The sequence below is a fragment of the Actinoplanes palleronii genome (assembly GCF_016862315.1).
GTDB classification, from domain to species: Bacteria; Actinomycetota; Actinomycetes; order Mycobacteriales; family Micromonosporaceae; genus Actinoplanes; species Actinoplanes palleronii.
The window spans coordinates 188088-202703 of record NZ_BOMS01000053.1 but is presented as its reverse complement, the minus strand read 5'-3'; the positions used below and the strand labels follow the sequence as shown (position 1 = coordinate 202703).

The window sequence follows — 14616 nt, the reverse complement described above, 5'->3', positions numbered from 1 at the left end:
AATGACCAAGAGTCAAGGGGATGTGGTCCGGGCCGCTCTGGCGGTGCTGAACGAGCAGGGGGCCGCGGCCGTCTCGATGCGGGCCGTCGCGGACCATCTGGGCGTCCGGATGAACACGGTCGTCTGGCACGTCAAGAGCCGGGCCCGGCTCGGCGACCTGATGGCCGACGCGATCATCGGCGGGGTCGCGCTCGACGACCTGCCGGCCGGGTGGCGGGAGCGGGCCGCCGAGATCATCCGCCGCTACCGGAGCGCTCTGCTCGCCCACCGCGACGGCGCGTCCGTGGTCGCCGGCACGTTCGCCGCCGAGCCGGCCACCCTCGACGTGGCGGAAGCCCTGGTCGGCGCGCTGCTCGACGGCGGGTTGCCGGAGCGGAAGGCCGCCTGGACGTGCTGGAGCCTGGTCTATTTCACGCTCGGCCTGACTCAGGAGGAGCAGTCGGCCCCGAGCCGCTTCACCCGCGACCTCACGGTCGGCGACCGCCCCGCGCTGCTGCGAGCCCTCCCCCACCTGGCCTCGGAGGCCTTCAGCGAGCGCTTCGAGCACGGCCTGACGCGCCTGCTCACCTCCCCCTGACCGGGTCGATACCCACGACCTTCGGGGGGAGGGTCTGCGAGCGCCGGCCGGACCCGCCGACCCGCCGCTCGCGGCGGAGCTGACCTCGGGCCGCGCGTCGCACGGCACAGCCGGCGCTCACGGTCCTGGCTGGTGCTGAGGGGTGCCTCAACGTCGTTGAGACACCCCTCAGCACCAGCCAGACCCCCGCACGCGACCGGGGTGCTCGTGAGCGCGGTCCAGCTAGTCGGTCGGGTGGCCGGCGAGGCGGGCGATGCTGCCCGGCATGGCGTACATGTGGGCGAACGCGCGGGCCTGCTCCCCGGTCCACGCCGACGAGCCGTGACCGTAGACGACGCCCTGGCGGGTGGCCGCGTCCAGCAGGCTGTACGGGCTCTTGCTGCCCAGCAGCACGACGTTGCCCTTGTGCAGCAGCACCCGTACGGTCCCGTCCACCCGGCGCTGGCTGGAGTCCAGGAACGCCCGGAAGTCATCCATGATCGGGTCGAAGTAGACCGCCTCGTGCAGCAGGTCGCCGTACGTGTTGCCGAGCGTGGCCTTCGTCGCCTGCTGGCGGTTGGAGAGCACCAGCTTCTCCAGCTCGCGGTGCGCGGCGATCAGGATCAGCATGCCGGGCGCCTCGAAACCGACCCGGGCCAGGTTGCCGACCATCGTCGAGCCCATGTGGATGCCGCGGCCGACGCCGTGCTCGCCGCCGAGCGTGTTCAGCGCCTGCAGGATCGCGAAGTTCGCCGCGCCCGGGCCGGTGCCCTCGATCGGTACGCCGCCGGCCGTGGTGGCCTCGACCACGGCACCCTGGTGGAACGTCAGCAGCAGCTCGACACCCTGGTCCGGCGCCGCGGAGATCGGCTTGGTGTACGTCCAGGCGTCCTCGGGGAGGTACTCCCAGGAGCCGTACGTCTCCTCGCCGCCGATCGACGTACCGATCAGGCCCTCGTTGATCGAGTACTTCTTGACCTTCTCGCTGACCGCGTAGCCCCGGGCGCGCAGGAAGTCGGTCTCCTCCTCGCGGGTGAGCCGCTCGTCCCGGATCGGCGTGACGATCTCCAGCTGCGGGGCGAGCGCGCGGATCACCGCGTCGTACCGGACGTGGTCGGCGCCGGCGCCGGTCGACCCGTGCGCGACGGCGTCCGCGCCGACCTGCAGCGCGACCTCGACGACCTTCTCCGCCTGGATCAGCCGCTCCGCGCCGACACACGACGGGTACGCGCCGTTGCGCAGGTAGTTCGCCTTGATCGCGTAGGTGACGACCCGGTCGTAGAGCTCGGAGCGCGCGTCCACGACGTGGTGCTCGACGGCGCCCAGCTCCTCGGCGCGGGCCCGGACCGCCTCACCCTCGCCGCTGTGCAGCCCGCCGGTGTCGATGTTCGCGGTCACCACGTCCCAGCCGGCCTCGCGGAACGCGACGAGGGCGTACGAGGTGTCCAGCCCGCCGGAGAAGGCGAGAACGATCTTGCGCTTGGTCATCGGGGCAGTTCCTTCTCGAGAATCGGCACATATGTCGTACCGTCCCGGCGGACGTGGCCGGGCGGCAGGACATAGAACTCCGAGCGGCCCGCCTCGATGTCCTTCTGCATCGCCTGCTGGCGGCTGTAGTCGAACGGATCGAGCAGGAAACTCGGCTCGGACAACTCTCCCCCGGCGGGAAGAGTGAGGTCACTCTGGTAGACGAACGAGCCCGGCGACGTGTGGAACGGCACCGTGGCGACCAGCACCTTCAGCGCGCCGAACTCGGTGTGCACCTTGAGGGCGCTGTTGTCGTACTGGGTGACGCCGTCCAGCTTCTGCGCGCGGTACGCCGACAGCGCCAGCGCCTTGGCGGCCTTGCCCAGCCCGACGGCCGGCATCAGCGACCACAGCGACCAGCCGACCCACCGGCCCGGCTCGGCCGAGGGCGCCGCGCAGTAGCCACCGACCGGAACCGGGCCACGGTACCCACTGGCCCGCATGTCCTCCTGCACCTTGCGCAGCAGCTGCTTGACGTCGGTGTCGAAGCGGAACGTGGACCGCTCCACCATCGCCGCGAACTCGTCCTGCGGCAGACCGGCGATCAGCGCCGCGGCCGGCATCAGGATCAGGTCGACCATCACCCACTGCGGCATCGGGATGCCCCGGTCGCCGAACGCGATGCCGTTGATCACGTTGAACAGGTTCAGGAACTCCCGGACCGACCAGTCCTTCTCGGTCGTGTCGGTGAAGTCCAGCCAGCTCAGCTTGTACCCGTACGGGCCCTCGTTGAGGTGCGGGCGGACCGTCTCGTTGGAGGCGAGGAAGAACTCCACGCCGAGGCCGGCCAGCTTGCCGGTCTGATCGGCGAAGTCCGGGAAGCGGGTCTCCACCGCGGGCGGGAAGTTCACGACTGATTCTCCTCACGAGGGTCGGCGTCCGACCGGCTCCAGTTGCCCAGCTTCTCGGCCAGGGCGGCGCCCGAGGTGGGCCCGTTGTCCCGGGCCACCACCAGGATGGTGTCGTCGCCGGCGATGGTGCCGACCACGTCCGAGAGCCCCGACCGGTCCAGCGCGCTGGCCAGGAACTGCGCGGCGCCCGGCGGGGTACGCAGGACCGCGATGTTCCCGCTCGAGTCCACCCCGGTCAGCAGCTCCTTGAGCAGCCGGATCAGCCGGGCCGGCCCCTGACCGGTGGTCTCCCGCAGCGGGCGCTTGCCGTCCTCCGGGATCAGGTAGGCGCCGCTGACCTTGACCGCGTTCAGCTCCTCCAGGTCACGGGAGAGGGTCGCCTGGGTGACCTGCACGCCCTCGGCGGCGAGCAGGTCGGCCAGTTCGGTCTGGGAGCGCACGGTGCGGCCCCGGATCAGCTCGACGATCCGGGCGTGCCGCCCCGCTCGGGTAACCGCGGAAGTCACTTTTGGTTGACCGCCAGCAGCCAGGTGAGCAGGGCCTTCTGCGCGTGCAGCCGGTTCTCGGCCTCGTCGAAGACCACACTCTGCGGGCCGTCCATCACCTCGTCGGTGATCTCCTCGCCGCGGTGCGCCGGCAGGCAGTGCAGCACGATCGCCTCGGGCGCGGCCACCGCCAGCAGCTCCTTGTTGATCTGGTACGGCCGGAACGGGGTGAGCCGGTCCTTGCCGTCGCTCTCCTGCCCCATCGACGTCCAGGTGTCGGTGGCGATCACGTGCGCGCCGTCGGCCGCCTCGCGCGGGTCCCGCACGATCTCGACCGAGCCACCGGTCCACGCGGCGATCTCGGCGGCCCGCGCGACCACGTCGGGCGCCGGATCGAAACCGGACGGGCCGGACACCCGGACGTGCATCCCGGCGGTCGCCCCGGCCAGCAGGTAGGAGTGCGCCATGTTGTTCGCGGCGTCACCCACGTACGAAAGGATCTTGCCTTGGGTGGTGCCCAGCTTCTCGCGGATGGTCAGCAGATCGGCCAGCAGCTGGCAGGGGTGATACCCGTCGGAGAGCGCGTTGATCACCGGGATGTCGACGCCGGAGGCCAGCTCGGCGAGCCGCTCGTCACCGTGCGTGCGGTAGACCATCGCGGACACGTAGCGGGCGACCACCCGGCCCGCGTCGGCCAGGCTCTCGCCCCGGCCGAAGTGGGTGTTCTGGGTGTCCACGATGATCGGCTGGCCGCCCAGCTCGGCGATGCCGGCCTCGAACGACAGCCGGGTGCGCAGGCTGGCCTTGTCGAAGAAGACCGCGACCGAGCGCGGGCCGGAGAGCGGCGTGTAGCCGAACCGGTTCGCCTTCATCTCGGCGGCCAGGTCGAGCACGTCGGCCTGCTCCTGCGGGGTCAGGTCGTCGTCGCGGAGGAAGTGGCGGGTGGTCACCGGATACCGTCCAGGGCAGCGATCAGGGCGTCCGCCTGATCGGAGGAGATGATCAGGGGCGGGGCGAGCCGGATGATGTCCGGCTGCGGGGCGTTGACCAGGAAACCCGCTTCGCGCAGCCGCGCTGCGAGCTCCGCGGAGACCGGCTGGTTCAACACGATGCCGAGGAGCAGGCCGGCGCCGCGGACATTTTTCACGTACGGGTGAGCCAGCCCCTCGATCCCGCGCCGCAGCTGCTCACCGACCCGTTTCACGTGGTCGAGCAGGCCCTCGCTGGCGATCGTACGGATCACCGCGAGACCGGCCGCGCAGGAGACCGGGTTGCCGGCGAACGTGCTGCCGTGCTGGCCGGGCTGCAGCAGGTCGGCGGCCGCACCGAAGGCGATGCACGCGCCCAGCGGCAGCCCGCCACCGAGCCCCTTGGCCAGGGTCACCAGGTCGGGCTCGACACCCTCGCTCTGGTGGTGGAACCAGTGCCCGGTCCGTCCGATGCCGGTCTGGATCTCGTCCAGCACGAGCAGCGCGCCGTTGCGGGTGCAGATCTCCCGGGCCGCGGCCAGGTAACCGGACGGCGGGACGACCACACCGTTCTCACCCTGGATCGGCTCCAGGATCACCATCGCGGTGTCCGTGGTGACGGCCGCTTCCAGGGCGGCTACATCCCCGTACGGGATATGGGTGACATCGCCCGGCAGCGGCCGGAAGGGCGCCTGCTTCGCCGGCTGGCCGGTCAGTGCGAGCGCGCCCATGGTCCGGCCGTGGAACGCGCCGTCGGTGGCGACCATGTGGGTGCGGCCGGTGAGCCGGGAGATCTTGAAGGCGGCCTCGTTGGCCTCGGCGCCGGAGTTGCAGAACAGCACCCGCCCGGACCGGCCGGCCAGCGCGAGCAGCAGCTCGGCCAGGGCCACCGACGGCTCCGAGACGAAGAAGTTGGAGACGTGCCCCAGCTGCTGGATCTGGTGGGTGACCGCGGCGACCACGGCCGGGTGCGCGTGGCCGAGGGCGTTGACCGCGATGCCGCCGAGGAAGTCGACGTACTGCGTGCCGTCCTCGGCGGTGAGCACCGCCCCCTCGCCCTTGACCAGGCCGATCGCCGGCGTGCCGTAGTTGTTCATCATGGACTGCGACCAGCGCTCACTGAGCGTGCTCATCGGGGGATCACCATCGTTCCGAATCCTTCTTCCGTGAAGACTTCGAGCAGCGTCGAGTGGGCGACCCGGCCGTCGACGACGTGCGCCGCGGGGACACCGCCGCGCACCGCGCGCAGGCAGGCCTCCATCTTGGGCACCATCCCGGACTCCAGGCTGGGCAGCAGCTTCGCCAGCGCGTCCGCGTCGATCTCGGAGGTCAGCGAGCTGGTGTCCGGCCAGTTCGTGTAGAGGCCGGGCACGTCGGTCAGCACCACCAGCTTGCGGGCGCCGAGCGCGACCGCGAGCGCGGAGGCGGCGGTGTCCGCGTTCACGTTGTGCAGCACACCGTCGACGTCCGGGGCGACCGTGGCGATCACCGGGATGCGACCGGCCGCGATCAGGTCGTCGACCGCCGAGGTGTCCACCCGGTCGACGTCGCCGACCAGGCCGATGTCGACCTCCTCGCCGTCGATCAGGGCGCCCCGGCGGACCGCGGTGAACAACCCCGCGTCCTCGCCGGAGAGGCCCACCGCGTGCGGGCCGTGCTGGTTGATCAGGCCGACCAGCTCCCGGCCGACCTGGCCGGTGAGCACCATCCGGACGATCTCCATGGTCTCCGGGGTGGTCACCCGCAGGCCGCCGCGGAACTCCGACTCGATGCCGACCCGCTTGAGCATCCGGTTGATCTGCGGGCCGCCGCCGTGCACCACGACCGGCTTGATCCCGACGTGCCGCAGGAACACCATGTCGGCGGCGAACGCCCGCTGCAGCTCGGGATCGATCATGGCGTTGCCGCCGTACTTGATCACGATGGTGGTGCCGTGGAAGCGCTCCAGCCAGGGGAGGGCCTCGATCAGGATCTCGGCCTTCTTCTGAGCCTTCACGAGGAGTAGGCCGAATTCTCGTGCACGTAGGCGTGCGACAGGTCGGTGGTCCAGATCGTCGCGTTCATCTCACCCTCGTGCAGGTGGATGGTGACGTCCACGTTCCGCCCGGCCAGGTCGACCTTCTTGCGGTCCTCGGCGGCCGCGCCGTTCTTGCACACCCAGACGCCGTTGATCGCCACGTCGATCCGGTCCGGCTCGAACGCCGCGTCGGTGGTCCCGACCGCGGCCAGGATCCGGCCCCAGTTCGGGTCGTTGCCGAAGAAAGCGGTCTTGACCAGGTTGTTGCCGGCCACGGTCCGCCCCACCTGTACGGCGTCAGCCTCGCTGGCCGCGCCCTTCACCTCGATCGCGATGTGCTTGGTGGCACCCTCGGCGTCCCCGATCAGCTGCTGCGCCAGGTCGTGGCAGACCTCGGTGACCGCCGCGGTCAGCTCCTCGAGCGACGGCTGCCGGTCCGAGGCGCCACTGGCCAGCAGCAGCACCGTGTCGTTCGTCGACATGCAGCCGTCCGCGTCGATCCGGTCGAAGGTGACCCGGGTGGCCGCACGCAACGCCTTGTCCAGGGTCTCGTTGTCGGCCGACGCGTCGGTGGTGATCACCACGAGCATGGTGGCCAGCGCCGGCGCCAGCATCCCGGCGCCCTTGGCGATCCCGCCGACCGACCAGCCCTCGCCCTGGAAGACCGCGTTCTTGGCGACCGTGTCGGTCGTCATGATCGCCGTGGCCGCCTTCGGCCCGCCGTCGGTGGCGAGCGCCTTGACCGCGGCGGTCACGCCGGGCAGCAGCTTGCCCATCGGCAGCAGCTCGCCGATCAGGCCGGTCGAGCAGACCGCCACGTCGCCGGGGCCGACCATCAGCTTCTTCTGGGTACGCAGGATCTGGGCGGTGTGCTCGGCGGTGGTGTGCGTGTCGCGGAAACCCTGTGAGCCGGTGCAGGCGTTGGCGCCGCCCGAGTTGAGCACCACCGCGCGGATCACCCCGCCCTTGAGCACCTGCTGGCTCCAGAGCACCGGCGCGGCCTTGACCCGGTTGCCGGTGAAGACACCGGCCGCCGTGTAGTCCGGCCCGTCGTTGAGTACCAGGGCGACATCCGGGTTGCCGCTGGTCTTGAGCCCGGCAGCGACGCCGGAGGCCCGGAAGCCCTTGGGATGGGTGACGGTCACGGTGCTGTGCCCTTCTTTGCCATGCCCTCCTGGCCCTCGTCTGCGAGGCCGTCGGGCGGTGCGGCGTGGTGCCACTCGGTGCAGTCGCTCATGGCGCGACCCCGAAGACGCTGAGGCCCGCCGTCTCCGGCAAGCCGAACATGATGTTGGCGTTCTGCACCGCTTGACCGGCGGCGCCCTTGCCGAGGTTGTCGAGTGCGCTCACCACGATGATGCGGCCCGAGTCGACATCGACAGTGGCCTGCAGATGGCACGAGTTGGAACCCGAGGTGGCCGCGGTGTGCGGCCAGACCCCTTCGGGAAGCACGTGGATGAAGGGCTCGTCGGCGTAGGCGGCCTGCAGCGCCTCGCGCGGGTCCCCGCCGTTGCGCCGCTTCGCGGTGACGGTCGCCAGGATGCCCCGCGGCATCGGCGCCAGGATCGGGGTCATCGACAGCGACGCCGCCCCGGTGGCCTGCTTGATCTCGGCGACGTGCTGGTGCGCGCCCACCTTGTACGGCGAGAGGTCACCCATGATCTCGCTGGCCAGCAGGTTCACCTTCGCGTTGCGGCCCGCGCCGGACGTGCCGGAGCTGGCCACCACCACGACGTCCTCGGGGTCGGCGACACCGGCGGCGATCAGCGGCGCCAGCGCCAGGATGATCGTGGCCGCATAACAACCCGTGTTCGCCACCCGGTCGGCGTCCTTGATGGCCGCCCGGGCGCCGGGCAGCTCGGGCAGCCCGTAGGTCCAGGTGCCGGCGTGCCCGCCACCGTAGTAACGGGTCCACTGCTCGGCGCTCTCCAGCCGGAAGTCGGCGCCCAGGTCGACCATCCGGGTGGTCGGCGCCAGCTTCCCGGCCACCGCGGCCGACTGCCCGTGCGGCAGCGCCAGGAACACCAGGTCGGCGTCGCCGAGCGTCTCCGCGTCGGTGCTGCCGAGCGTCAGGTCCAGCCCGGTCAGATGCGGGTGGACGGATGTCACGTGCTGACCGGCTTGACTGTGCGCGGTCGCCGCGATCAGGTCGAACTCAGGGTGCCCGGCCAGCAGGCGCAGCAACTCCCCGCCGGCATACCCACTGGCCCCGGCCACCGCGACCCGGATTCCCATACCCACCTCCGCATGACTATGCAAAGAACCGTATCAACTCACATTCCCTGCGGCAACCACGCCGTGCCCGGAGTCACCTTCCCGCGCCCACCCCACCCCTCTCCCCACAAATCCCCATCTACCATCCCGAAATCTCCCAATTACCCGGCCAAGCGCGACCGGCTGGCCCTGAGGGGTGTCAAAGCGGGCGCGAGACACCCCCTGAGAACCAGCCAAGGCCGGGACGCGGGCAGCGCGCGGGAGGACCGGCTGGTCCTGAGGGGTGTGAAACAGGGCGCGAGACACCCCTGAGAACCAGCCAGGGCCGGGAGGCGCGCAACGGGCGGGACCGGCGGCGGGCGCCGGCGTGGGGCCGGGCTGTGCGGGTCAGGGGTGGGTGGTCCAGGTGGTCCAGGCGGTCAGCCAGTGGTCGCCGGCGGCGAGGACGGCGTCCGGGCGGGTGGTCGGGATGCGGGTGCCCTGGCGTTCGCGCCAGGCCTCCTGGGCCGGGCGGCTGGGCACGTCCGTCGCGAGGCCGGTGACGAACAGCAGCGTCTCGCTGATCGCGCGGTGGCGCAGGGCGGTGTCCTCGCGGAACCAGGCCGCTTCCCGCTGCAGCGCGGCGAGCTGCGACAACATGTCCGACACGGCGCTCTGCGCGGCATCCTCGGACTGGCCGGCCAGGTCGGACTGGCGCTTGACCACCGAGGTCCAGAGCGAGCCCCAGGAGGCCGGCAGCTGCGGCATCGGGCCACCCTCCGCCATCCAGGTCTGCTGCTCGATCGCCTGCTGCAGCACGATGTCGACGAGCACCCGGTGCGGTTCCCCGTCGGGCAGGGCCGGGCCGGCCACCGGTCGCGCCGGCGCCCATCGCTCCAGGTCCGGCATCGGCGCGTTCAGCATCTCCGCGATCTCACCGGGCAGCAGGGCACCGAGCCGCGGTTCGAACCCTTTCCGGTACGCCAGCAGCCCCACCTCCAGCCCCACCTGACCGGCAGCCGGTGGCGCGCTGCGGAACTCCGGGGCGAGCTGCGCCACCGCGGAGGCGCCGAGGACCACCCGGGCCGCCCACCAGTCCTCGCCGGCGTGCAGCACCTGGGCGGTCAGCGAACGCCCGTCGACGGTGACCGCCGCCTCCGACTCGTCCCAGGTGACGTCGGCGAAGCGGACCCCGGCCAGCCGCAGCTGCTCCTCCAGCGTCTCCCGCAGCGAGGACCCCGACGACGCGACGGCGGTCTCCACCGACAGCCACGAGCCCGGCTCGCCGTACTTGACGGTCACCGCGGTCAGCACGTCGGCCGAGGTGTCCCAGCCGGCGATCCACCCGCCCGCCGTGCCCGGCAACCCGATCATCGGGAGCTGCTCGCCGGTCAGCGCGCTCCGCAGTTCCGCCCGGTGGTCTCGCCACCCCCGCCGTTCCGGATGCTCGAACCTCATCGGCCCATCCCACCACGGCCGCGCACGCCGCGCTCGTACGGAAAACTGCTCTGACTGATCAGAGCCGGACACGGCGTGCTGCGGCCGTACGGGAAAAGGTGTTAGATCTGGACGGCCTGGGCCAGCGCGACGCCGAACCAGCCCTGCGGGTCGGTCCACCAGTGACGGAGGGCGAAGCCCGACGCGGCGAGTTCCGCGGTCAGTCCGTCGCGGCGGAATTTCGCGGAGACCTCGGTGCGCATCTCCTCGCCGGCCGCGAACGGCACGGTGAGGTCCAGGTCCTTGATCTGCACGGTCTGGTCGCGCACCGAGCGCAGCCGCATCTCGATCCACTCGCGGTCCGGGTCCCAGACCGCGGCGTGCTCGAACGCGAGCGGATCAAAATCGGCCCGCAGCTCCCTGTTGATCACGTGGAGCACGTTCTTGTTGAACTCGGCCGTCACACCGGCCGCGTCGTCGTAGGCCGGCACCAGCGTGCCGGGATCCTTGACCTGGTCGGCACCGACGAGCAGCCACTCGCCCGGGTGCAGCGCCGCGTGCAGATCGGTCAGGAACGCGGCACGCTCCTCGGGCACCAGGTTGCCGATCGTGCCACCCAGGAACGCCACCACCCGGTTGTCGCCGTCGGGCAGGTGCCGCAGGTGGCGGGTCAGATCGCCGACCACGCCGGAGATGCTCAGCCCGGGGTAGGCGACGCCGAGCGACTGCACCGCCTCGACCAGGGCAGATTCGGACACGTCCAGCGGTACGAACGAACCGAGCGTCCCCCGGGACAACATCGCGTCGAGCAGCAGCCGGGTCTTCTCCGACGAGCCGGAACCGAGCTCGACAAGGGTCTTGGCGTCGGTGATCCGGGCGATCTCGGCGGCGTTCTCGGTCAGGATCAGCCGCTCGGTACGGGTCGGGTAGTACTCCGGCAGCCGGGTGATGTCCTCGAAGAGCCGGCTGCCCCGCGCGTCGTAGAACCACTTGGGTGGCAACCGTTTGGGCGTGGCGGTGAGCCCGTCGCGCACGTCCGCACGCAACGATCGGGCCAGGTCACGCTCGTCGAGGTGCTTCTCCAGAGAGGTCACAGTGCTCCTAAGGGGGTGACGTCGATGTCCGCCCGGGTGGCGATCAACAGGTGGTGGTCCGGTACCGGCTGCCAGGCCGGGTGCGCGTCCAGCGGCTCGGACGCGACGAGCACGGCACCGCCGGCCGCCCGCACCGAGAGTGCGTGCCCGGCGGTCGTCGCGGTGATCTGTTCACCGTCGGTGAGCAGCAGGTTGAGCCGGGAGCCGGGCGCGGCCCGCAACGTCTCGCGGACCACCGAGGCGAGCACCTCGGCGGCCGGTTTCCCGGCCCGCAGCTGGTGGCGGACCAGGGCGAACAGCGCCGCCGCGTCGGTCGGCGCGTCGAGGGTCAGCAGGTCCTCGATCGGCAGGTCGGCGGCGAGCCCGGCGAGTGTGCCGGGGTAGCCGCGCACCACGCCGTTGTGGCTGAACAGCCAGCGGCCGTCGGCGAACGGCGCGGCCGCGGTCTCCACTACCGGCATCCCGGCGGTGGCCGAGCGGACCGCCGCCAGCACCGCGCCGGACGTGGTCGCGGCGGCCAGCGCGGGCAGCGCGGCGTCACTCCAGATCGGCATGGCGCTGCGGTACCGGATCGGCTCGGCGGACCCGTGCGGGAACCAGCCGACCCCGAAACCGTCCGCGTTGATGGTGCCGCCGCCGCGCATGTCCCGCGGCGCCCAGGCCTGGTGGGCCAGCGCGTGCGGCGGGTCGAGCAGCAACTCGGCCAGGGTCACGGCCGGCCCGAGGTAGGCCAGGTGCCGACACATCAGGCGAGCTCCGGTGCGAGGTCGCGGGCGCAGCGGAAGCCGCTGAAGATCTGCCGGCGGATCGGGTGGTCCCAGTTGCGGAACGTGCCCCGCACCGCGGACCCGTCGGTGCCGAACGAGCCACCGCGCAGCACCCGGTAGTCCCCGCCGAAGAAGACCTCGGAGTACTCCGCGTACGGGAACACCCGGAACCCGGGGTGCGGATGGAACTCCGACGACGTCCACTCCCAGACGTCACCCATCAGCTGGTGCACGCCGAGCGGGGAGACGCCGGCCGGGTACGCGCCGACCGCCGCCGGGGTGAGGTGCCGCTGCCCCAGGTTGGCGTGCTCCGGGCCGGGCGCCTCGTCACCCCACGGGAAGCGCCGGGACCGGCCGGTCTCCGGGTCCCAGCGGGCCGCCTTCTCCCACTCGGCCTCGGTCGGCAGGCGTTTGCCGGCCCAGGACGCGTACGCCTCGGCCTCGAAGAAGCAGACGTGCACCACCGGCTCGTCGGCCTGCACCGCCTCGACGCGCCCGAACCGCCGGTAGTGCCAGCCGCCCTCGGCCTGGAACCAGTGCAACGGCGCGGTCAGCCCGGCGGTGTTGCGGTGCTCCCAGCCCCGGGTGGACCACCAGCGCGGTTCGTCGTAGCCCCCGGCGTCGATGAACGCCAGGTATTCGCCGTTGGTGACCGGCGCCCGGTCGATCAGGAACGCCGGGACGTCGACGGCGTGTGCCGGCCGTTCGTTGTCCAGCGCCCACGGGTCGGTGTCGGTGCCCATCGTGAACGCGCCGCCGGGGATCAGCACCTCACCGCGGATCCGGCGGTCACCCGGCGGCGCGGGCGGCGCGGACAGCACCGGGGCGCCGGTCCGCAGCTGGTGGGTCGCGAGCATGGTCTCGTCGTGCTGCTGCTCGTGCTGCACGATCATCCCGAACGCGAAGCCACCGGCCAGCAGCGGCTGGTCGTCGGCGAGGCGTACCCGGTCGAGCACGTCCAGGGCCTTGTCCCGGACCTGCGCGAGGTAGCGGCGGGCCTCGCCCGGGTCGAGCAGCGGCAGCGCCGGGCGGTCCTTGCGGGCGTGCTTGAACGCGTCGTAGAGGTGGTCGATGTCCTCCCGGACCGGTTCGCGCCCGCCGACGTCCCGGACCAGCCAGAGCTCCTCCTGGTTGCCGACGTGCGCCAGGTCCCAGACCAGCGGCGACATCAGCGGCGAGTGCTGCCGGCCCAGCTCGTCGTCGTCCACCGCGTCGGTGAGCAGGGCGGTGCGCGCGCGGCTCCGGTCGAGCAGGGCCGCGATCTGATTCTTGTCGGGGGTCACCGTGCGGTTCCTTCCACGCTGGGCGCTGGGTAACGGTCGAGCGGTCCGCTCGCGGTCCGCTTCGGGATTTCCGGGTACGACCGGAGCCGCCGGGACAGCACCCCGGAGACCCGATCGCGTACCGCCTCGGGCAGCCCGGTCCGGTCCAGATTCCGGCAGGCCAGCTCGGCCAGCCCGGTGGCGGCGGCCCGGACGACCGGGTCACGCAACCCGTCGCGGGCGGCCGGGAGCCACCGGTCGGCGGCCGGCGCGGCGATCTCCCGCCCCCGGTCGGTGACGGTGTCGTCAGCGAACAGCGCCGCGACCGCCGCGACCGCCGCGATCCACTCCTCACCCGGCTGGGTGTCCAGGTAGCGGACCTCGAGGTAGCCGCGCGGGCGTACCGGCGGGAACAGGGTGTTCAGGTGGTAGTCCAGGTCGGCCACGGTGGGCGGCCGGTCCTCGGCGCCGAGCCGGCCGGTCGTGATCCAGCCGGCGAAGGTGAGCCCGGCCGGCGCGGTCCAGTCCCCGCTGTCCCGGCGTACGCAGAGCAGCGGCGCGTCCAGGGCGTACCGGGCCCAGTCCCGGGCCGGGTCGTCGCGCCCGGACGGCACGTAGGCCGGGGCGGTACGCCGGCGGTCGATGCCGTACCAGGCGGCCATCCGGGCGGAGGCCCACCCGGTGTCCCGGCCGGCGTGCCGGGGCGAGTTCGCGAACAGCGCCACCAGCGGCGGCCCGAACTCGTGGACCGCGGCCCACCGGCTGGCGACCGCGGCGCCCTCACCGGCGTCCAGGCAGACCTGCAGGCCCGCGGTGCTGCCCATCATGGTCCGGCCGGCCTCGTCGAAGGCGTGTTCCATGGCCGCGTACCGCGGGGTGTCGAGGATCCGGCGCGGCGCCCGGTGCGGGTCGATCCCGTGGTCCCCCAGCTCGATCCCGCCCCGGGCGAGCAGCTCGGTGAGTGCGGTGTGATCGGCGGTCACGGCGGCGTGCAGGGCGGTGAGGGATTCCGCCGGTGCGGAGGAGATCTCCACCTGGCCACCGGGTTCGACGGTGACCGGGCCTCCGCCGGGCAGTGGTCGCGGCTCCGGGTTGCCGAGGCTGGCGGGCGTGTGCCCGCCGAGTGCGGCGCTCAGCTCCTCGGGCCGCAGGTAGGCGGCCGGGTCACCGGCACGGTGTGTGGTCCATTCCAGCTCGGCGCCGATCCATCGGGGTGGCCCGGTCTTGAAGCAGATCCCCTCGATGTACTCGATCGCCTCCGCCACGCCCCGAAGGACTCGATCGGTGGTGCTCATGTTCCCCCTCGACGTCCGGACGATCACCCTAGGTAATCGAAGAACTCCGATGTGTTTGCCGCTCTTCGGACCTTACCGGCATCCCCCGGATCCGCCCACCCCGAACCTGAACGTTCGTTAGAACGTCAGCCGCGCCTCGCCCGGACGTCGGACGAGCCGCGACT

The 14616-nt window shown here is 71.9% G+C and carries 14 protein-coding genes; 1 reads left to right on the top strand and 13 read right to left on the bottom strand.

Features of this window, described 5'->3' with window-relative positions:
• Position 1: 1 nt before the first annotated feature.
• On the top strand, positions 2–577 hold the full coding sequence (locus tag Apa02nite_RS20645) for a TetR/AcrR family transcriptional regulator (RefSeq protein WP_203826404.1): 576 nt from the start codon (positions 2–4) through the stop codon (positions 575–577).
• A 222-nt stretch (positions 578–799) separates the two neighbouring features.
• Here the strand turns inward: Apa02nite_RS20645 and argG are convergent, their stop codons facing one another.
• The 13 genes from argG to egtA form a co-directional block, all read right to left on the bottom strand.
• Positions 800–2044, bottom strand: coding sequence for an argininosuccinate synthase (gene argG / locus Apa02nite_RS20640; RefSeq protein ID WP_203826403.1), 1245 nt, complete (start codon positions 2042–2044; stop codon positions 800–802).
• Positions 2041–2934 carry a hypothetical protein gene (locus tag Apa02nite_RS20635; protein WP_067696710.1) on the bottom strand — a complete coding sequence of 298 codons (894 nt, stop codon included), beginning with the start codon at positions 2932–2934 and terminating at the stop codon, positions 2041–2043. Before Apa02nite_RS20635 ends, argG begins: the two co-directional genes overlap by 4 nt.
• The gene (locus tag Apa02nite_RS20630) at positions 2931–3440 is read right to left on the bottom strand and encodes an arginine repressor (protein WP_067696707.1); all 510 of its coding nucleotides are present in this window, start codon (positions 3438–3440) and stop codon (positions 2931–2933) included. Before Apa02nite_RS20630 ends, Apa02nite_RS20635 begins: the two co-directional genes overlap by 4 nt.
• Positions 3437–4369 carry an ornithine carbamoyltransferase gene (gene argF / locus Apa02nite_RS20625; protein WP_067696704.1) on the bottom strand — a complete coding sequence of 311 codons (933 nt, stop codon included), beginning with the start codon at positions 4367–4369 and terminating at the stop codon, positions 3437–3439. The genes Apa02nite_RS20630 and argF overlap by 4 nt, the downstream gene beginning before the upstream one ends.
• Positions 4366–5520: an acetylornithine transaminase gene (locus tag Apa02nite_RS20620; protein WP_203826402.1), complete on the bottom strand. Its 1155-nt coding sequence runs from the start codon at positions 5518–5520 to the stop codon at positions 4366–4368. The genes argF and Apa02nite_RS20620 overlap by 4 nt, the downstream gene beginning before the upstream one ends.
• Positions 5517–6383 carry an acetylglutamate kinase gene (argB, locus tag Apa02nite_RS20615; RefSeq protein WP_203826401.1) on the bottom strand — a complete coding sequence of 289 codons (867 nt, stop codon included), beginning with the start codon at positions 6381–6383 and terminating at the stop codon, positions 5517–5519. Before argB ends, Apa02nite_RS20620 begins: the two co-directional genes overlap by 4 nt.
• The gene (gene argJ / locus Apa02nite_RS20610; protein ID WP_067696690.1) at positions 6380–7549 is read right to left on the bottom strand and encodes a bifunctional glutamate N-acetyltransferase/amino-acid acetyltransferase ArgJ; all 1170 of its coding nucleotides are present in this window, start codon (positions 7547–7549) and stop codon (positions 6380–6382) included. The genes argB and argJ overlap by 4 nt, the downstream gene beginning before the upstream one ends.
• A gap of 88 nt (positions 7550–7637) precedes the next feature.
• Positions 7638–8639: an N-acetyl-gamma-glutamyl-phosphate reductase gene (gene argC / locus Apa02nite_RS20605; RefSeq protein ID WP_203826400.1), complete on the bottom strand. Its 1002-nt coding sequence runs from the start codon at positions 8637–8639 to the stop codon at positions 7638–7640.
• Between the two features lie 366 nt (positions 8640–9005).
• Positions 9006–10055 (bottom strand): hypothetical protein, encoded by a 1050-nt coding sequence (locus tag Apa02nite_RS20600; protein ID WP_203826399.1) that lies wholly within the window; start codon positions 10053–10055, stop codon positions 9006–9008.
• 101 nt (positions 10056–10156) lie between these two features.
• Positions 10157–11128: an L-histidine N(alpha)-methyltransferase gene (gene egtD, locus Apa02nite_RS20595; protein ID WP_203826398.1), complete on the bottom strand. Its 972-nt coding sequence runs from the start codon at positions 11126–11128 to the stop codon at positions 10157–10159.
• Complete coding sequence (gene egtC, locus Apa02nite_RS20590) at positions 11125–11874, bottom strand: ergothioneine biosynthesis protein EgtC (RefSeq protein WP_203826397.1); 750 nt, start codon at positions 11872–11874, stop codon at positions 11125–11127. Before egtC ends, egtD begins: the two co-directional genes overlap by 4 nt.
• Positions 11874–13178, bottom strand: a complete 1305-nt coding sequence (gene egtB, locus Apa02nite_RS20585) for an ergothioneine biosynthesis protein EgtB (protein ID WP_203826396.1) — start codon at positions 13176–13178, stop codon at positions 11874–11876. The genes egtC and egtB overlap by 1 nt, the downstream gene beginning before the upstream one ends.
• Complete coding sequence (gene egtA / locus Apa02nite_RS20580) at positions 13175–14452, bottom strand: ergothioneine biosynthesis glutamate--cysteine ligase EgtA (RefSeq protein WP_203826395.1); 1278 nt, start codon at positions 14450–14452, stop codon at positions 13175–13177. The genes egtB and egtA overlap by 4 nt, the downstream gene beginning before the upstream one ends.
• Positions 14453–14616: the final 164 nt, after the last annotated feature.